Source organism: Zhihengliuella salsuginis (genome assembly GCF_014651715.1).
GTDB lineage: Bacteria > Actinomycetota > Actinomycetes > Actinomycetales > Micrococcaceae > Zhihengliuella > Zhihengliuella salsuginis.
In genome coordinates, this window is record NZ_BMXK01000009.1 from 12,458 (window position 1) to 30,850 (window position 18,393).

18 protein-coding genes are annotated in these 18,393 nt (G+C 69.8%); 5 read left to right on the forward strand and 13 right to left on the reverse strand.

Annotated elements, in window-relative coordinates; all coding sequences use genetic code 11:
• Positions 1-46 precede the first annotated feature (46 nt).
• The 6 genes from IE069_RS10870 to IE069_RS10895 all read right to left on the reverse strand — a co-directional run bounded on the left by IE069_RS10870 (position 47) and on the right by IE069_RS10895 (position 7,509).
• Positions 47-1,534, reverse strand: coding sequence for a glycoside hydrolase family 32 protein (locus IE069_RS10870; protein WP_189350427.1), 1,488 nt, complete (start codon positions 1,532-1,534; stop codon positions 47-49).
• Positions 1,535-1,569: 35 nt separating this feature from the next.
• Positions 1,570-3,186: an ABC transporter substrate-binding protein gene (locus tag IE069_RS10875; protein WP_189350429.1), complete on the reverse strand. Its 1,617-nt coding sequence runs from the start codon at positions 3,184-3,186 to the stop codon at positions 1,570-1,572.
• 39 nt (positions 3,187-3,225) lie between these two features.
• A complete protein-coding gene (locus tag IE069_RS10880; protein ID WP_189350431.1) occupies positions 3,226-4,194 on the reverse strand; it encodes a carbohydrate ABC transporter permease in 969 nt (322 codons plus the stop codon).
• 11 nt (positions 4,195-4,205) lie between these two features.
• The gene (locus tag IE069_RS10885) at positions 4,206-5,015 is read right to left on the reverse strand and encodes an ABC transporter permease (protein ID WP_229791094.1); all 810 of its coding nucleotides are present in this window, start codon (positions 5,013-5,015) and stop codon (positions 4,206-4,208) included.
• Between the two features lie 155 nt (positions 5,016-5,170).
• Positions 5,171-6,220, reverse strand: coding sequence for a LacI family DNA-binding transcriptional regulator (locus IE069_RS10890; RefSeq protein WP_189350435.1), 1,050 nt, complete (start codon positions 6,218-6,220; stop codon positions 5,171-5,173).
• A gap of 140 nt (positions 6,221-6,360) precedes the next feature.
• A complete protein-coding gene (locus tag IE069_RS10895; protein WP_189350437.1) occupies positions 6,361-7,509 on the reverse strand; it encodes a glycosyltransferase family 4 protein in 1,149 nt (382 codons plus the stop codon).
• 116 nt (positions 7,510-7,625) lie between these two features.
• On the opposite strand from IE069_RS10895, the gene IE069_RS10900 reads away from it, so the two are divergent.
• The 3 genes from IE069_RS10900 to IE069_RS10910 all read left to right on the forward strand — a co-directional run bounded on the left by IE069_RS10900 (position 7,626) and on the right by IE069_RS10910 (position 11,027).
• Positions 7,626-8,375: a sulfite exporter TauE/SafE family protein gene (locus tag IE069_RS10900; RefSeq protein WP_189350439.1), complete on the forward strand. Its 750-nt coding sequence runs from the start codon at positions 7,626-7,628 to the stop codon at positions 8,373-8,375.
• Positions 8,376-8,456: 81 nt separating this feature from the next.
• A complete protein-coding gene (locus IE069_RS10905; RefSeq protein WP_189350441.1) occupies positions 8,457-9,776 on the forward strand; it encodes a cell division protein PerM in 1,320 nt (439 codons plus the stop codon).
• Between the two features lie 66 nt (positions 9,777-9,842).
• Positions 9,843-11,027, forward strand: a complete 1,185-nt coding sequence (locus IE069_RS10910) for a hypothetical protein (RefSeq protein ID WP_189350443.1) — start codon at positions 9,843-9,845, stop codon at positions 11,025-11,027.
• Positions 11,028-11,030: 3 nt separating this feature from the next.
• Here the strand turns inward: IE069_RS10910 and IE069_RS10915 are convergent, their stop codons facing one another.
• Positions 11,031-11,600, reverse strand: coding sequence for a DinB family protein (locus IE069_RS10915; RefSeq protein ID WP_229791095.1), 570 nt, complete (start codon positions 11,598-11,600; stop codon positions 11,031-11,033).
• 31 nt (positions 11,601-11,631) lie between these two features.
• On the opposite strand from IE069_RS10915, the gene purN reads away from it, so the two are divergent.
• The gene (gene purN / locus IE069_RS10920; protein ID WP_189350447.1) at positions 11,632-12,201 is read left to right on the forward strand and encodes a phosphoribosylglycinamide formyltransferase; all 570 of its coding nucleotides are present in this window, start codon (positions 11,632-11,634) and stop codon (positions 12,199-12,201) included.
• A 62-nt stretch (positions 12,202-12,263) separates the two neighbouring features.
• Here the strand turns inward: purN and IE069_RS10925 are convergent, their stop codons facing one another.
• Positions 12,264-12,818: a GNAT family N-acetyltransferase gene (locus IE069_RS10925; RefSeq protein WP_189350449.1), complete on the reverse strand. Its 555-nt coding sequence runs from the start codon at positions 12,816-12,818 to the stop codon at positions 12,264-12,266.
• A gap of 128 nt (positions 12,819-12,946) precedes the next feature.
• Here IE069_RS10925 and IE069_RS10930 point away from each other — a divergent pair, with 128 nt between their 5' ends.
• Positions 12,947-13,393: a DUF1801 domain-containing protein gene (locus tag IE069_RS10930; RefSeq protein ID WP_189350688.1), complete on the forward strand. Its 447-nt coding sequence runs from the start codon at positions 12,947-12,949 to the stop codon at positions 13,391-13,393.
• Between the two features lie 5 nt (positions 13,394-13,398).
• Here the strand turns inward: IE069_RS10930 and IE069_RS10935 are convergent, their stop codons facing one another.
• From IE069_RS10935 to IE069_RS10955, 5 genes are all read right to left on the reverse strand, one after another.
• On the reverse strand, positions 13,399-14,211 hold the full coding sequence (locus IE069_RS10935; protein ID WP_189350451.1) for an SDR family NAD(P)-dependent oxidoreductase: 813 nt from the start codon (positions 14,209-14,211) through the stop codon (positions 13,399-13,401).
• Between the two features lie 50 nt (positions 14,212-14,261).
• Positions 14,262-14,537: a ketohydroxyglutarate aldolase gene (locus tag IE069_RS10940; protein WP_189350453.1), complete on the reverse strand. Its 276-nt coding sequence runs from the start codon at positions 14,535-14,537 to the stop codon at positions 14,262-14,264.
• A 48-nt stretch (positions 14,538-14,585) separates the two neighbouring features.
• A complete protein-coding gene (locus IE069_RS10945; RefSeq protein WP_189350455.1) occupies positions 14,586-15,620 on the reverse strand; it encodes a CNNM domain-containing protein in 1,035 nt (344 codons plus the stop codon).
• On the reverse strand, positions 15,617-17,044 hold the full coding sequence (locus IE069_RS10950) for a hemolysin family protein (protein ID WP_189350457.1): 1,428 nt from the start codon (positions 17,042-17,044) through the stop codon (positions 15,617-15,619). Before IE069_RS10950 ends, IE069_RS10945 begins: the two co-directional genes overlap by 4 nt.
• 165 nt (positions 17,045-17,209) lie before the next feature.
• Complete coding sequence (locus IE069_RS10955) at positions 17,210-18,373, reverse strand: S8 family serine peptidase (protein WP_189350459.1); 1,164 nt, start codon at positions 18,371-18,373, stop codon at positions 17,210-17,212.
• Positions 18,374-18,393 lie beyond the last annotated feature (20 nt).

Sequence of the window (18,393 nt, forward strand, 5' to 3'; positions counted from 1 at the left end):
GCGGGCCCCGTCCGGTTCGGACGGGGCCCGCGGCGCGTGCGCCTCGTCAGCCTCGGGTCAGTCGGCGGTACGGCCGGGCCGGGAAGACGAGTTCGGTCAGCGCGACGAGGCCGTCGCCCGTGTACACCTCCACGACGCTCGCGTCGACGACGATGCGCAGCTCCACGTCGGCGTCGTCATCGGAGGGCGGCAGGGGAGCCCAGTCGACCGAGGCATAGGCCGGGTGGAAGCCTGTGTCGCCGGCCCCGGTCCGGTCGCAGGAGATGGTCCCGGCGTTGCCGTCGACGGTGATGCGCAGCCCCTCGCCGTCTGCCGGTTCGCCGTCGGCGCCGCCGTCCAGGACGAAGGTCGCCGAGTCGCCGGCGTCGACGCGCATGGAGAAGACGAGCACGCCGGCCGCGCCGCCGTCGTCGGCCGCGCCGCCGTCGTCGGTCGCGCTGTCGCCGCCGGACGCGACGGCGGTCGCACCCGGCGGCAGGTCCAGCCGGGACGCGTCGTTCGGCAGAACCGGACGCTGTCGGATCCGGTGGCGCCCGTCCGGGGAGCGGACCAGGTCCACCTCGCGGACCAGCGACATCGACGAGCGCCATGGGGACGTCGGCGTCTCGCCTGCGTACTCCCAGTTGCTGGCCCAGCCCACCATGAACCGGCGCCCATCTGGGACGTCGGAGAAGGACACCGCGGCGTAGTAGTCGCGGCCGTAGTCCAGCCAGTCGTAGTCGACGAGCTGGTCCGAGGCCGTCAGGTGCTCGGGCGTGAAGTTCACCCCGTCGAAGTCCCCGACGAAGTACTGGGTGCCGGACCCGCCGGCGAAGGAGCCCGGGTTGAGGCTGACGATCATCACCCAGCGCGTCTCCTGAGTCCCGGCCACGCGCAGCGGGAAGAGGTCCGGGCACTCCCAGACGCCTCCCGTTGCGTGGGCCGGCCCGAAGGCCGAGACCCGTTGCCAGGTTTTGAGGTCCGGCGAGGTGTAGACGACGACGCGGTGCTCGGTCGCCTCGACCACCACCATGACCCAGTGGCCGTCGTCGCCGCCGTACCAGAACACCTTCGGGTCCCGGAACTCGGCGGAGCCGATGTCCAGGACGGGGTTCCCGGCGTACCGGGACCACGTCGCGCCGTCGTCGACGCTGTAGGCCAGCGACTGGGCCTGGCGCCCGGTGCCGTCCGCCGCCGTCGTCGCGCTGGTGTAGACCGCCACCAGGGCGGTCTCCGTGTCGGCGGCGAAGCCGGCCGTGTTGCGGTGGTCGACGACCGCGCTGCCGGAGAAGACCATCTCCTCGTCGGTGCAGGGGATCGCGACCGGAAGCTCCGTCCAGTTGACGAGATCCGTGGACGTCGCGTGGCCCCAGGAGATGTTCCCCCACGACGACCCGTGCGGGTTGTTCTGGAAGAACAGGTGGTAGGTGCCCCGGTGGTAGACGAGACCGTTGGGGTCGTTCAGCCAGGTAGCCCGGGCGGTGAAGTGGGCCGCCGGGCGCCAGGCGGTGGTTTCGGCGATGGTGCCGCTCGTGGCGGGTCGTGATTCAGTCAAGGGTTCTCCTGAGTTGGTGCTGCGGGGGTGCGGGGTCAGGACTCGCCACCGGAGGTGAAACGGTCGTAGGCCTCCTGGTAGACGCCGGTGACGTCGTCGACGCCCAGCTGGTCGAGCTGCTGAACGTAGCTGTCCCACTCCTCGTCGACGTTGTCGTTGACGATCCAGCTGGCGAACTTCTCCAGTACGAGCGTGTTGATGTCCGCGTTGGGGAAGGAGATCTGGTCCAGCTCCTCGTTGGAGAGCATGACGGGCGGATAGGCGTCGTTGGCGCGGTGCGGCGTGTAGAACTCCTCGACCAGCTCCTGGCGCTCCTTGGCGCGCGGCTCCGGTGCGACGACGGTCTCGAAGTCCTCCGCCGTCGTGATCTTCGGACCGCCCGGGGCGACGCGCTGACGGCGTTCGCCCTCCGATTCGCCCTCTTCCGCGGGGATCTGCACGAGCAGGCCGTCCTCGTCCTCCTCCAGCGTCACGCCGATCGGGCCCCAGTTCGACTGGGCGGACATGACCGGATCGAAGAGACGGTCGGCCCAGCGCATGGTCGCGGCCGGGTATTTGTTGGCGCGGGTGATGGCCATCGCGCCACGGCTGATCTCCTGGTTGTTCGCCACGCTGGCGAGCCGTTCGCCGTCGACGCCCTCGAGGATGCCGACCAGTTCGTAGTCGTCCATCCGCTCCTCGCCGACCATCTCCTTGCCCTCCCACCAGAAGAAGGAGCCGAGAATCGGGGTCTCGGACTTGCCCTTGGACAGGTAGGCGACGTCGTCCTGCGAGAACGACTCGGGGTCGATGAGACCCTCGGCGTACCAATCGCCGAGCTCGTCGACGGCACGTCGGTAGCCGTCAGTGTTCGCCGTGAACTCGACCGTGCCGTCGCGGACGATCCGGTGGTCATTGTTCTCCGGCTGGCCGCCGAGCGCCGCGATGAGGTCGTGGGGGTTGGCGGCGAACGAATCCGTGCGGAAGGACAGTGGGATCTCGTCCGCCTGGCCGTTGCCGTTGGGGTCCTCCTCCGCGAACGCCTTCAGCGCGGCGTGGTACTCGTCGATGGTCTCCGGCATGGGCAGCCCGACCGCGTCCAGCCAGGTCTTGTTGATGAACAGGAAGTTCGGGTGGGCCAGGATGCCGAGCTCTTCGACCGACGGGAGCGTGTAGATGTGGCCGTCGGAGGCCGTGATCGCGGCGCGGATGTCAGGCCGCTCCTCGAGGATCGCGGACAGCGTCGGGGCGTGTTCGGCGATGAGGTCCTCGAGCGGCAACAGGGTGCCGTTGGTTCCGTTAGTGACGACCTCCGCATCGGAGAGGCCGGTGTTGAAGAGGACGTCCGGCAGATTGTCGCTGGCCAGCATGAGGTTCTTCTTCTCGGCAAACACCTGGTCGGGCAGGTTCTCCCACTCGATCGCGATGTTGGTGTCCTCCTCCCATTGCTGGACGAGCTCCATCTCGGAGTACTCGGGGGCCAGCGCGGACTTGGTGCCGCCGAAGGTCAGCGAGAGCGTCTCGTCGACGATCGGCAGGCCCTCGGTGTTGAAGCCGAACTCCTCGGACTGGTCCTCCGTCACGGGCGAGGCGCTGCTCGATCCGCAGGCGGTGAGGGCGAGGCCGGCCGCGAGAACCAGCGAAGTGGACGTCAGAAGGCGGTGTGAGCGCATGATGTGATTCCTCTTTGTTCGGGATTGCGGGTGGACGGGTTAGCTCTTGACGGCGCCGAGCAGGGCGCCCTTGGTGAAGTGCTTCTGCATGAAGGGCAGGACGATGAGCAGGGGGATCGTGGAGACGACGATCATGCCGTACTTGATCAGCTCGCCCAGGCGCTGGGCCGCCGCGTACGAGTCCAGCGACCCGGTGCCTCCGGCGGACGAGACCTCCGACTGGATGAGCACGTTGCGCAGGACCAACTGGAGGGGGTACTTCTCCTCGGAATCGAGGAAGATGAGGGCGTCGAAGAAGGCGTTCCACGTGGCCACGAGGTGGATCATGATCATGAGGAAGATCAGCGGTTTGGACAGCGGCAGGACCACGCTGAAGAAGAAGCGTAAGTCGTTGGCGCCGTCCATCTGCGCGGCGTCGCGCAGCTCGCCGGGAACGTTGTTCTCGAAGAACGCGCGGGCGATGATCAAGTTCCAGACGCCGACGGCGCCGGGCAGGACCACGGCCCACAGGCTGTCGAGCATGCCCAGGTCGCGCACCACGAGGTAGCGCGCGATCAGGCCCCCGTCGATGAACATCGTCAGGATGAAGATGAACATCAGCGGGGTGCGGCCGTAGAGGTCCTTGCGCGAGAGGGCGTACGCCCCGCAGAGGATCGTCGCGACGCTGATGGCGGTGCCGATCACGGTGTAGAGCACCGAATTGGCGAAGCCGCGCATGATCGTCGGGTCGGAGAAGACACGGGCGTAACCGTCCAGAGTGAAGCCGCTCGGCAGGAGCCAGACGTTGCCGTTGAGGATCTCTGAGGGCTCGCTGACCGACGCGATCACGATGAAGTACATCGGGTAGATGATGGCGACGATTGCGGTCAGGAGCAGCCCGATGGCGAAGACGTTGAACGTGGGGTCCGCCCACCGGTCGGCCCGCGTTCGGAAGCTGGCCGGGCGGAGCTGGGGTGAGGGAGTCGGTGCCGGGGGCAGTGCCTTCGGGGCGATGGTTTTCTGAGTCATGATTTCCTCTCTCACCACAGGCTCGACTGGCCGGCCTTGCGGGCGATCCAGTTGAAGGTCAGCAGCAGGACCAGGTTGATGAGGGAATTGAAGAGGCCGATGGCCGCCGAGTAGCTGAACTGGGCCTGCTGCAGGCCCGTCTTGTAGACGTAGGTCTGGATGACCTCCGATGTTTGGAGGTTCAGGTCGGTCTGCATCAGCAGGACCTTCTCGAAGCCCAGGTTGAAGAGGTTGCCGATGGCCAGGATGAACAGGATAGTGACGACCGGCATGATGCCGGGGATGTCGATGTGCCAGATCCGCTGCCACTTGTTGGCGCCGTCGACGCGGGCGGCCTCGTGCAGGGCCGGATCGATGGCCGTGAGGGCCGCGAGGTAGACGATCATCGAGAACCCGGCGTTCTGCCAGATGTCGGAGCCGATGTAAAGGGGCCGGAACCACTCGGGCAGCCCCATGAAGAACACCGGCTCGCCGCCGAAGAGCTCGATCGCGTTGTTGACGACGCCCGATCGCGGGGAGAAGAGCAGGTGGATCATGCCGACGATGACGACGACGGAGATGAAGGACGGCGAGTACAGCACCGTCTGGGTGAATTTCTTGAAGCGCTCGCTCTGGAGCTGGTTGACGATGAGCGCCAGAACGATCGGGATCGGGAAGGCGATCAGAAGGCCGAGCGAGTTCACCGTGAGGGTGTTGGCGATCAGCCGCTCGAACTGGAACGACGTCACGAACCGGACGAAGTGGTCCAACCCCACCCATTGGCTGCCGGCGAAGCCGTCGACCGGGTTGTAGTTGCGGAAGGCGATCTGGGCGCCGTACATGGGCCAGTACTTAAACAGGGCCACATACAGGAGAGCAGGCAGTAGTAATACGTATAACTGCCACGAGCGAATCGCCCTTTTCAGGCGCGACGACGCGTGCGGTCGGAGCCGGCGCTCCGGAGGCGTCGTCGGCGCGTCGGTGGTCTGCGAAGTGTTCATGCTGGGACCTCTGAGGTGCGGTGGTGGGGTGCTGTGACTGACGAGCGGGTGATCAGGCGCCCCTGGACGGGGACGTTCTGGGGCGCTTCGGTTGGGCGGAGGAGCAGATCGATCGCTTGGCGGGCCATCTGCTCGAAGGGGAGCTCGATCGTGCTGAGCCCCGGGTCGAGGTGCGGGGCCGTGGTCTCCTGATTGTCGAAGCCCACGATCGAGCAGTCCGTCGGGACGTCGAGGCCGAGGGCCTGGAGTGCGCGGTACGCGCCCCAGGCCGTGCGGTCGTTGCCGCAGAAGATGGCCGTCGGCGGGTTGTCCAAGGATGCGAGGCGGGTTGCCTGCAGCAGGCCGTCCTCGACGGTGCCCGTCCCGTAGCGGATCAGATCCTCGTCGAAATCCACGCCCGCGGCCCCGAGGGCCTGACGGTACCCGCGCAGTCGCCCCTTGCCGGCGGGCAGCGGGCTCTCCGGGGATTGGATGTTGATCATGGCGATGCGCTTATGGCCTGCGCTCGTGAGCGCTTCGGTGGCGTCGCGGCCCCCGCGCTCCTCGTCGGGGAAGACGCTGCTGTGCTCGCCCGTCTCATCGCGGGCGTTCAGCACGACCGTGGGGACGCCCGCGAGCGAATCCGGGACGCGGACGTCCTGGTGGTACATCGTCGCGTAGATGACGCCGCGCACACGGTAGGACTGCATCATGTCGATCGCGGCCTTCTCCAGCGTCCGTTCGCCGAAGGTGTCCACGCTCAGGATGACGTTTCCGGACTCCCAGGCTCGCAGCTGGGCCCCCTTGAGAAGCTTGCCGGCGAACGGGGCGCTGGCGACCTCGTCGGAGATGAAGCCGATCATGCCCGACTCGCCGCTCCGGAGGGACTTGGCGAACGCGTTGGTGCGGTAGCCGAGCTCCTCTACGGCCCTGCGCACTCGCTCCCGGGTCGCCTGCGCAACCCGCCCGCCGTCGACGTCGTTGAGGACCAGTGAGACGGTCGCCTGCGAGACGCCGGCGCGCTCCGCGACCTCCCACATCGTCGGCGACTGCTTCTTGCGGCTCATACTGGGCGGGGTCCCTTCGGGTGGGGGTGGTTCGACGGTTGGTTATTCGTATAACGTCCTCTAGATTAGGAGGCCGCCCGATGTGTGTCAAGTGTCACAGGCCGGGCGGCCGTGGAGTTCGGGTGCCGGCGGTCGGGCGGTCAGACCCGGGCGTCGGCGGCCGCGATCGCTGAGCGGTAGTGCCCGAGCAGCTCGTCGCACAGCGCAGGCCACGTCCGCCCCTGGACCGAGGCCCAGGCCGCCGACGCGAACGCCTGGCGCTTGGCGTCGTCGTACGCGAGGTCCGTGACGTGGCCGCGCAGGTCGCCCAGCAGGCCCGGCGCGTACAGCCAGCCGGTGCGGGAGTTGTCGACGAGGTCGAGCGGGCCGCCGCGGCCGACCGCGACGACCGGCACCGCGCACGCCATGGCCTCCTGAATGGTCTGGCAAAAGGTCTCCGACTCGCCCGGGTGGACGAAGATGTCCAGGCTCGCGACCATCTCGCCGAGCTCGTCGCCGCCGAGGAATCCGGCGAAGTGCGCGTCCGGCAGCAGCTCCTGCAGCTGCGCCTTCAGCGGCCCCGAGCCGACGATCACCAGGCGCGTGTCCGGCAGGTCCGCCAGCACCGCGAGGTCCTCGACCTGCTTCTCCGCGGCGAGGCGCCCGACGAACCCGATGAGGCGCTCCCCGTTCGGAGCGAGGCGGCGGCGCAGCTCGCCCGAGCGCCGCGCCGGCGTGAACCGCTCCGTGTCGACGCCGCGCCGCCACATCTTCAGCCGCGGGACGCCGGCCTCGACGAGCTGGTTCATCGAGTAGCTGCTCGGGGTCAGATTGACGGTGGACGCCGAATGCATGGTCCGCACGTGGTTCCAGAGCAGCTGCTCCAGCCACGGCGCGCCGTACCGCTGGGCGTAGGCGGGGATCTCCGTCTGGTAGACGGACACGGTCGGCAGGCCCAGCTGGTTGGCGGCCTGGATGGCCCGCCAGCCCAGCACGAACGGGCTGGCGACGTGGACGACGTCGGGGGAGATGCGCTCGAGCAGGCGGCGCACCCGGCTGACCGTGCCCGCGGCGACGCGGACGTTCGCGTAGCCGGAGAGGGGCAGGGCCGGCAGGGCGTGCACCTCGAAGCCCTCGACCGACGCCGGGGCCCGCTCGGCGGCCCATGCGGGGCCGGCCCAGCTCGTGGCGGGGGCGACGATGACGGCCTGGTGCCCCTCGCGGCGCAGATGCTTCAGCAACTGCAGCACGGAGTTGGTCACGCCGTTCATGTGGGGGAGGAACGATTCTGCAATCACAGCAACCTTCACGCTCCCCAGCGTGGCGGGCCGGACTTGCGGGACGGTGAACGAGGCCCGCAGCGCCGGTGAACACTTCGTGTCGGACCGAAGCAGCCCGGCGGCCCGGGCGCGGCTAGGCTGAGCGGGTGGAAGCGTCGATATTCTTGCTCGTGCTGGGCCTCATCGTGATCGGTGCGGTCGCCCAGCGCGTCGCCGGCCTCGGGTTCGCGATGCTGGTCTCCCCGTTCCTGGTGCTGCTGCTCGGCCCGCACCTCGGCGTCTTCCTCATCAACGTCTTCGGCACGGCCTCGTCGCTGCTGATCATCCCGCGCGTCTGGCGGGACATCGACTGGTCGATGTACCGCTGGCTGGTGGTCTCCGCCCTCATCGGCGTCGTCCCGGGCGCCCTCATCGCCGCCATCATGCCGAGCGGGGTCCTCTCCACCGTGATCGGCGCCCTGGTGCTCCTGGCGCTGCTCGCGTCGCTGCTGCTCTCGCGCGCCGACGTCGTCGTGACGGGCAAGCCGGCCCGCGCCGTGGCCGGCTGGCTCTCCGGGGCGACGACGGCGATGGCCGGCGTGGGCGGCCCCGCCGTCAGCGCCTACGCCGTGCTCGCGCGGTGGCCGCAGCGCTCGTTCGCCGCCACCCTGCAGCCGTTCTTCGCGTCGGTCGCCAGCGCCACCGTGGTGGCCAAGCTGATCGTCGATCCGGCCCGGACACCGGTGCTCGACTGGTGGATGTGGATCCTGATGGTGCTCGCGATCGTCATCGGCATCTTCGGCGGGGAATGGCTCGGCCGCTACATCTCCGACCGGAACGCGCGCCTCTTCGTGCTCCTGCTGGCCTTCGCCGGTGCCATCATGACTCTCGTGAAGGGGATCACCGAGCTCGTCTGAGCCAGAGAGTTCCACCACCCGCGGCGCTTCGCCCGAGTCGTTCGGGTCCGCCGCGCACCGCAGGTGGCACGATTGGAAACGATGAACAAGCAGAGCCTGTCAGAACGCGCGCGCACCGCACTGCACGAGGGCATCCCGATGCCGTTGTGGCTCCAGGGCGCCTTCGAGCTGCTCCAGAGCGCCATCATCTCGGCCCTGCTCGTCGTGATCCCGCTGGTCGCCGTCTGGTTCGCCGGCGGGTTCGAGGACCTGGCCCTCGACAACCTCTTCCGCCTCTGCGGCCAGGCCTGGCTGCTCATGCACGGTGTCCCGCTGCAGATGAGCATCCCGGACGACGGCGGCGCCGCCCTCACCGGCACGCTCTCGCTCACGCCGCTCGGCCTGGCACTCGTGCCGTTCCTGCTCTCGTGGCGGGCCGGCCGCCGCATCGCCCGGGCCTCCTACACCGACCAGCTCTGGCAGGGGCTGGCCGGGGCGCTCGGCGCGTACGCGCTCTTCGGCCTCTTCACCGGCTTCGCCGTCCCGACCGACGAGGTCGCGGTCCCCCTGACCGCCGCGGGCCTGATCCCGCTCGTCGTGGCCGGCGCCGGCGTCGTCATCGGCTGCCGCCGGGAGGCCGGGTCGTGGGCGCGCCTCGTGGGCGTGGACCTCGTCGACTGGATCGCCACCACGAGCCAGCACGCGCGCTGGGCCGGCTCCTACGCGTGGGCGGTCATCCGGGCGAGCGTCCTCGGCTACTTCGCGGCCCTCGCGCTGGCCTCCCTCGTCCTGGCGATCAGCCTCGGCGCGCACTGGGCGGAGATGTCGAACGTCTACCAGCAGCTGGGCACCGGGGTCATCGGGGGCATCCTCCTCACGGTCGGCCAGCTCGGCCTCATCCCCAACTTCGCGTTCTACGCCCTCGCGTGGATCTCCGGCGGCGGCTTCAGCCTCGGCGTCGGTTCCACGCTGAGCACGCTGGAGACCACGGTCGGCCCGCTGCCGGCCGTCCCGCTGCTCGCGGCGCTGCCGACCGGCGACGTGCTCGCCTCGGCGTGGATGCTCATGGCCCTGCCGGTCGTCGGCGGCTTCCTGGCCGGCTGGTGGTTCGTCCGCGAGGGGGAGGACCACCTCGACGACTGGTGCGCGCTCAAGGTCCCGTACCGCTGGCTCTCGCTGGCACTCTCCACCCTGCTGCTCGGGGCGTTCGTCGGCGCCGGGGCCGGGGTCGTCTCCATGGTCGGCAGCTGGATCTCGATGGGCTCGATCGGTCTGGGGCGGCTCACGGAGATCGGCCCGGACCTCTGGATGACCGCCGCGTTCGTGGGCGCCGAGGTCGCCGTCGGCACCATGCTCGGCTCGCTCTCCGGCCCGCTCCTCGTCCCCGACCCGGTGCTGGACGACGACTCGCGGCGACGCTGACGGACAGGTCCGGTCCGTGCCACGATAGGCATCTGGAGAGGCCACGCCGAGGGGAGGGAGCGGAGCATGCCGATCATTGATCCCCGCAGGAGCGGAGGAACCGGCGGGGAGCACGGGCGGACGCCGGCGCCGGCCCTCGTCGAGTCCCGGGCGCTCCTGGCCGGCGGCGTCGCGGCGCTGGTCGCGCTCGTCGTCGGGCTCATCGGTTTCGAGGGCTACCGGCCGCCGCTGGCCGGCGACCGCTCCGTCGCCGTGTTCGCGGCCGTGACCTCCGGGACCGCCGCGGGTGCGGGCTTCGTGGCCGGCTACCTGCAGACCATCCGGGGCACCCACTCCTGGCTGTCCGCCCGGCCGCTGGCCCGGCAGATCCTGGACGGGGCGGCGCTGGTGGTGGTCCACGCGTCGATCGCCGTCATGTCGTCCCTGGTGGTGTTCCGGATCTTCCAGGACGCGTTCTTCGGCCTCACGGTGGATTCCTACGCCGGCGGCGTCATGCTCGCGATCGCCGCCGGCATCGCCGCGTACGCCGCCTACGACTCGGGCTCGCGCATCAACGCGTCCGCCCTGGCCCTCCTGCTGGCGGTCTTCATGGCCTCCGGCATGCTGGTCAGCATGCTCGCCGCCGAGAACCCCCTGTGGTGGCACATCATGTTCAGCGAGCTGGGCACCGGGACGGCCGGTCTGACGTCGTTCTGGACGTTCAACACCACCATCACCACCTCCGGCATCATCCTCACGACGCTCGCCGCGTTCGTCACCCGGGACCTCACCCGGTGGGCCGCCGCCCGCGACCGCCAGGACGAGGCGGCCGGCCGTGCGCGGCGCCGCTTCCTGCGCCCGCGCGCCCGGGTGGTCCGCTGGTGCCTGATCGGGATCGGCATGTGCATGGTGGGCATCGGGCTCGTCTCGCTGCACGTCTCCGAACCCGTGCACACCTTCTTCGTCCGGCTCCTCGCCGCGATCCTCCTGGTGCTCCTGCTCGGCATCCCGCTGTGGGCGCCCGGGTACCCGCGGGCCTTCTACGTGTTCACCTACGTCTCCACCGTGCTGCTCGGCGGGGCCGCGTACCTCTGGTTCCCGCTGCGCTACTACAACCTCACGGCATTGGAGCTCGCCGCGGCCGGCATCGTCTTCAGCTGGCTCGTCGTGTTCATCCGCAACACGACGGCGGTGACGGGCACCGCGGCCGCGCCCGGGCGCGAGGACGCCCGGCCCGTGGACGGGTCCGCCCCGCCGGAGGCCCGTCCGTAGCGGCTACCGCGCCCCGACGTCGTGCAGGTGGTGGGCGATGTCGTGCCAGGCGTAGCGGCCGAGCGTCTCGACCGTGAACTCGGATCCGTTGCTGCGCAGCCCGCGGCGGCCCAGATCCCGCGTCAGGACCGCGTCGAAGGCGTCGGCCAGGCCGCGGCCGGCGGAAGCCAGCTGGATCGCGACCGTGCGCGGGTCCTGCTCGCGGTAGCGGTCCTCGTCGGCGGTCGCGTCCTGGTCCCAGTCCGGGAAGGTCGGCGTCTCCTCGCGGAGCATCAGGTCCAGGCGGTAGTGCATGATCCGGAAGACGTCGCGCACGTGGGCCGCGTACTCCAGCGGCGACCAGACGTTCTCCGCGGGGCGCACGCGCAGGGCGGCGTCGTCGTCGGCGGTGTCGATCAGCAGGGCGCGCCAGTCCGGCAGGCTCTCGCGCAGGGCCGCGGCCACGTCGTGGACCGTCATCGTCGAGACGTCCGCGCCGCAGTCGGGGCAGGCGTCGGTGATGACCCAGGTCCAGTCCTTCGAGTCCGGCACCCAGCCGGGGTTCTCAGCAGAGTTGTCTTCACGCGTGCTCATAGTGGAAGCGTAGCCCGATAAGCTGGTGCGCATGCGAATCGTGGCTCTCATCTCCGGAACCGGCTCCAACCTCCAGGCCGTCATCGACGCCGTCGCCGCGGGCGACCTCGACGTCGAGATCGCCGCCGTCGGCGCCGACCGGCCAGGCACGCAGGGCCTGGCCCGCTCGGCGGCCGCCGGGATCGAGACGTTCGAGGTGAACTTCAAGGACTATGCGGACCGCGGCGAGTGGAACCACGCGCTGACCGCCAAGTGCCTGTCCTACGCGCCCGACTACGTCGTCTCCAGCGGTTTCATGCGCATCGTCGGCGAGGAGTTCGTCGACGCCTTCGACGGCACGTACCTCAACACGCACCCGGCCCTGCTGCCCTCGTTCCCGGGCGCGCACGGCGTGCGCGACGCCCTCGCCTACGGCGTGAAGGTCACCGGCTGCACCGTCCACATCGCCGATGCCGGCGTGGACACCGGGCCCATCCTCGCGCAGCGAGCCGTCGAGGTGCTCGACGACGACACGGAGGAGTCGCTGCACGAGCGCATCAAGATCGAGGAGCGCCGGCTGCTCATCGAGGTCCTGGCGGATCTGGCCGCGCGGCAGGCTTAGGCGCCGCGGCGGCCGGATGACGCGCCCGCCACCGCCCGTCGCGCCGCCTGGGACGAGGTCGTCTACGGGCGCACGGCGGCGTAGAGCAGCATGTCGCGGCGGACGCCGCCGATCAGCTGATAGCTGCGCAGGAGCCCCTCGGCGTGGTAGCCCGCCCGTTCCGCCGTCCTGATCGAGCCGACGTTCCAGAGCTCGATGTACAGCGAGATGCGGTGCAGCTGCTCGATACTCCAGGCGAAGCGCGTGAGCGCGATGAGCGCCTCGGTGGCCCGCCCTTTGCCGCGCGCCGATGGGACGATCGCATAGCCGGCGCTGGCCCGGCCCGCGGAGAGCTCGCCGAGCCACAGCCCGCAGTGGCCGATGGCCGTGTCGGTCGCCGCCTCCGCGATGGTGAAGGAGAAGCCCACGTTGTCCGCGTACCGCTGCTGCTGCCGCTCGACCCACGCGAGCGCCGCCGCCTCGTCGGCGTTCGGCGGGAGCGTGCCAATCGTGGGAAGGTACGCGTCGGTCGACAGCTCGCGGGCCATGGCGGCGTCGCCGGCACGGACGGACCGCAGCAGGACCGCGCCGTGTGCCGGCGGAACAGCTGGCCAGGGCGGGAACGGGACCGTTGTCATGACCTCATTGTGCGCAGTACTCGGCGCCGCGGCAATGCGGTGCGGTCGACGGCCCGTGCTTCGACGGGCGCGGTTCCAGGGCTACGCTGGAGACGACCGGTGCGCCGAATCGAGGAGACCCCGTGAAGATGCTTCCCACCGACGCGGATCCGCAGGCGTTCGTCGCTGCCGTCGAGCACCCCGTCCGCCGCGCCGACGCCGAGCGCCTGCTGTCGCTCTTCACCGAGGCGACGGGCCGGGAGCCGGTCATGTGGGGCCCGAGCATCATCGGCTTCGGCGCCTACCACTACCGCTACGCCTCCGGCCGCGAGGGCGACGCCCCCGCCGTGGGCTTCTCCCCGCGGAAGGCGAACCTGGTGCTCTACGTCCTGGGGTCCCACGACGGCGCCGAGCCGCTGCTCTCCCGCTTGGGCAAGCACAAGCGGAGCGTCGCGTGCGTGTACGTGAACAAACTGGCCGACGTCGACCTCGACGTGCTGCGGGAGTTGATCGCCGAGAGCTACCGGCACACGATGACCGTGATGCACCAGGAACCCGGCAGCGGGGGAGTGACGGGCAAGCAGCGGCCACGGTGACAGATCTACCCCATGCGGATGACGTTTCCGGTCACCCGGCGGCCGGCCTCCGAGACCAGGAACGCTGCCAGATCGCCCACCTCCGCCGGGTCGGCGACGGAGAAGAAGTTGATGTCCGCCGCGACCGCCTCCCGAACCGTGTCGTTGACCCAGCCCGTGTCAGTGACCGGCGGGTGGATGGCGTTTGCCGTGACGCCGAACGAACTCAGTTCCAGACTCGCCGCCAGCGTGTAGTTCACCAGTGCCGCCTTCGCAGCGCCGTAGGAGACCTCGCCCGGGAAGCCCTTCTCGCCGCCCGAGGTCAGCGAGATAATCCTGCCCCAGTCGCCGCCGCGGGCCTGGAGACGGGCGGCGAACTCAGCGATCATCAGCGCCCCGGCGCGGGCGTCGACCCCGAACTGCCGGTCGTAGGTCTCCGGTGTGACCCGATGCAGCCGGCGTCCCGCCCAGTCGGTATCGGCGTTGACGAAGGTGTCCTGGAGCGAGGAGGTCGCGTTGTTGACGATGATGTCGACTCCGCCCCAGCGTTCCTCGGCGGCGTCGAATAAGCGCGGGACGGAGGCGCCGTCGGCCAGGTCGGCCTCCACGGCGAAGGCGAGGCCTCCTCGATGTTCGATGCCGGCCACGACCGCGTTCGCATCGCGGGCGTGGCTGTTCCGCAGTGCCTCAGGCTCGTGTTCGGGTGCCTGCAGGCGCAGATACGTGATGAGGACTGCGCACCCTTCGGCTGCCAAGCGTTCGGCGATGGCGGCTCCGATACCGTGATTTGCGCCGGTGACGATGGCGACGCGTTCGGGCGCGGACGTGCTGTGGTGCACCGTGACTCCTTGGTTGACGGCCCGCGCCGTCTGATGTTGGTTGATTGCGGCTACTGCAGGTCGGAGTCCGGGGGAGCGATCCGGACCCGTCGCTGGGCGTCGACCGACGCGACGCCCTCCACGCGAGCGAACACCACGCGGCAGTCGCCGTCGGCACTGCCGCAGACGATCCCGAGCGTTTTCAGGACGCGCTCCACCCGCAGACCGGCTGACTCGAGGGCGGCGGTCACATCTCCGATCTGCTCGCGGTAGGTCTCCTCGACGGTGACGATCCACTCGACGCCGCCGTCGGCGGGCCCTGCGTCTGCTGCCGGTTCATCACTCACGGGGCCAGCGTACCGCCGGGCCCGCCGGACGACCAGAGGTCCCGGCCGTCAGCTCCCGCCCGTCCCGCGCAACACGGAATCCTTCGGCAGGACGCGCTTGACGATGTCCGTCAGGCTGACGACGCCGATCAGGCGGTCGTCGCGGAGCACCGCCACCAGTTGCTCGCTCTCCCTGCGGACCGCGGCCAGAGCCTCGTAGACCGGGGTCTCCGCGTCCAGCGCGAACGCGGGGCGGACCAGCTCGCGGATGGGGCGGTCCGACGGTTCGAGCAGCGTGTCGCGGACGTGGACCAGGCTCGGCGCCCCGGACGCCTCGGACTCGATGAGGATCCGCATGTGCCCGGAGGCCGCGGCGGCGTCCCGAACATCGGACACGACGGCGGAGGCGGGCACCGACGTCGGGTGCGCCCCCGGCCCGATGAGCTCCGCGATGGTCAGATCCTTGAGGTTGATGACCTCGGTGAGGTGGCTGCCGAACTCCTGATCGAGGGCGCCGGCGGATGCGGACTGCTCGACCAGCTGCCGGATCGTGTCGATGTCCTGGCCGCCGACGGCCGCGCGGTCCACGGGGGCGACCCCGCTGGCGCTGACCAGCCGGTTGGCGATGTGGTTCACCCACACCAGGATCGGGCGCACCAGCCAGATGAAACCGCGGGCGGGGATGCTCACGAGCTTGGCCGACGTCTCCGGATGCGCGATGGCCCAGGACTTCGGCGCCATCTCGCCGATGACCAGGTGCAGGAAGGTCACCAGCAGCAGGGACAGGCCGAAAGCCGTGCCGTCGGCCAGCTGGCCGGGCAGACCCCAGGAGAGCAGGATCGGACCCAGCCACGCGTCGACGGCCGGCTTGGTGACGGCGCCGAGCGCGAACGTGCACGCGGTGATGCCCAGCTGGGCGCCAGCGAGCATCATGGTCAGCTCGTTGACGCCGCGCAGGGCGGCCCGCGCGGAACGGCTCGTCGCCGCCTCCTCTTCCAGCCGGTGGTGCCGGGCGCTCAGGAGGGCGAATTCGACGACGACGAAGAAGGCGCTGAGGACGATCAGCCCGAGGGTCACCAGGGTGACGATGAGAGGGTCGTTCATTTCTGCACCTCCCCGCCGCGAGCCGTGGTTTCGTTAGCGCCATCGTCGAGGTTGTTCTCGTCGGGCTCGGTCTCGTCCGTCTCCAACACCCGTGCTGACAATTCGTTCGGCACGTGACGGGCCACGGAGAGCACCTGGACCTCCAGCGTCCGCCGCACCGGTTTCTCGGAGACCAGGTCGTTCGCCTCCTGCGGCAGATCCACGGTCACGGTGGTGCCCGGCTCCGGAAGACCGCCCTGCTCGGCGATCAGCAATCCGGCGACGGTCTCGTAGTCGCCCTCGGGAAGGTCGTGCCCGATGGCGCGCTGGAATTCGTCGAGGTGGACGTCGCCCGTCAGTTGCCAGGAGCGACGGTGCTCGATCGTTTCGATGCTGGCCGACGGCAGGGCGTCGTGCTCGTCGGTGATCTCGCCGACGAGTTCCTCCGCCAGGTCCTCGATGGAGAGCACGCCGACGAAGCCGCCGTGCTCATCGATGACGCAGGCCAGCTCGTTCTGGGAGCCCACCAGCTCACCCAGCGCGTCCGGCAGGGACATCAGCGTCGGCAGGACCAGTGCCGGCCGCATGAGCTCTTTCGCGGTGGTGGTCTCCTCGACCGGGGTCTTGAGCAGGTCGTCCATGTGGACGACACCCACGGGCTCGTCGCCGGAGAGGACCGGGTACCTCGAGTGGGCCTCCGCCATCAACGCCCGGATCTCCGCCGCAGTGGTCTCCGGAGCCACCAGGCCGGTGTGTGTCCGGGGGATCATGGCGTGTTCGACGTCGCGATCCGGGAAATCGAGGATGCGGTCCAACAGCATCGAGAGCTCTTCGGGGAGGTCCCCGCTCTCGCGCGAGTCGGCGACGATCTGCTCCAGATCCTTGGCCGTGGCGGTCGTATCGAGGTCGTGCACCGGCTCGATCCGGAACAGGCGCAGGAAGGCGTTCGCCGCGTGGTCGAAGACCGTGATGAGCCAGCCGAAGACCGTGAGATAGATCAGCGTCGACCCTGCGAGCCGGCGGGCCAGAGGCTCCGGGGCCGCGATGGCGAGGTTCTTCGGATAGAGCTCGCCGAAGATCATCTGCACGATCGTCGCGACGGCGAGGGCCAGCACGGTGCCGATGGAGATGCTGACGGCCGCCGGGACGCCGACGTCGCCGAGCATCTCGCCGAGTGAACGGCCGATCAGCGGCTCGGCGACGTATCCGACCATCAGGCCGGTCACGGTGATGCCGAGTTGAGCGCCGGAAAGCATGAAGGAGGTGCGCCGGGTGACCTTGAGAGCGCGCCCGGCGATCTTGTCCCCGGCCCGTTCCTGGGCGGCCAGCCGGGTGCGGTCCACCGACATGTAGGCGAACTCCTGGGCGACGAAGTAGCCGTTGGCGGCAATGATCACCGACATGACGACGACGCCGAGCAGGAGGATCAGGAGAGGCTCCAACACGGTGTATTCACCCCCGCAGATGATATCGAATCAGTCGAACGGGGAAGGGCAGAGGATCTGTCCACTGTCTTGTTGTTCACGCTCCGTGAGGTAGTTGTGCCGGAGACCAGCATTCCACACGTCCCGACGGGCCCCCGCCGTTTCCGTGCAACTCACAGGCAACAGTCAGGCGAGATGCGGGGGAGGGCCGACCGCCAGCCCCGAGCCGACGTCGACGGACGGCAGCTGCAGGCGCTCGGCCTCCTGGACGATCTCCGCCCACAGCTCCCGGCTGCGGAATCCGGTGGCCTCCGCGAGTAGGGCGGCCACGCCGGCGACATGCGGCGTCGCCATCGAGGTGCCGCTGATGGTGTTGTAGCGCCGCTCGCCCGGCCACGACGAGTAGACGTCCACGCCGGGGCCGGCGACGTCGACCTGGCCGCCGCGGCCCGGCAGCGTGCGCGCCGAGAAGTCGGCGACGGCGAGCTGGCTGTCGAGGGCGCCGACGGCCATCACGTAGGGGCTGTTCGCCGGGGTGCCGACGAAGCCGTCGTTGCCCGAGCTGCGGCGGGCGTTGTTGCCCGCGGCCGCGATGATCAGCGAGCCCTGTGCGAGCGCCTGGCGCCCGGCGGCCACGTACGGCGGGTGGACCTCTCGGACGTTCGCGCCGAGCGACATCGAGATGATCGCGCACTCGTTCTCCAGCGCCCAGTCGATGCCGGAGAGGATCGACGTGTCCGAGCCGGAGCCCGAATTGCCCAGCACCTTGCCCGAGTAGATCTCCGCGCCCGGGGCGACGCCGTAGCCGCGGCCGCCGTCGAGGTCGCGGGGGCCGCACGACGAACCGATGCAGTGCGTCCCGTGGCCGTGGCCGTCGCGGGCGTCCTCGCCGGCGACGAACGACTCCGCCGTCACGGTGCGCGAGGCGAAGTCCGGGTGGTCGACGTCGAACCCGGTGTCGAGCACGGCGACCCGGATGCCCGCGCCCGTGTAGCCGGACTCGACGGCGCGGACGGCCTGGACGCCCCACGTCAGCTGGTCGGTGTCGGCGAACGAGGCCGCAACCGGTCCGGAGCTCTCCGGCGCGAGGGCGTGGTAGGTCAGCTCCGGGACGACGTGCATGCCGCGGCGGGCCTCGACGTTGCGGGCCTGGAAGGCGCCCACCTTCGCCGCCTCGCCGTCGACCACCGCGATGCCGAGACGGGGGAAGTAGGTATCGGTGCCGAAGCCCTCGGCGCTGAGCAGGCCCGGCGCCTCCTGGGCGAGAGCGGTCGCGTCGTCGGTGTCGAAGACCACGACGAAGCGGCTCTCCGACGCGGTGACGGTGTAGGACTGGTTCGGGTCGTACATGGCATCCTCCTAGCTGAGGG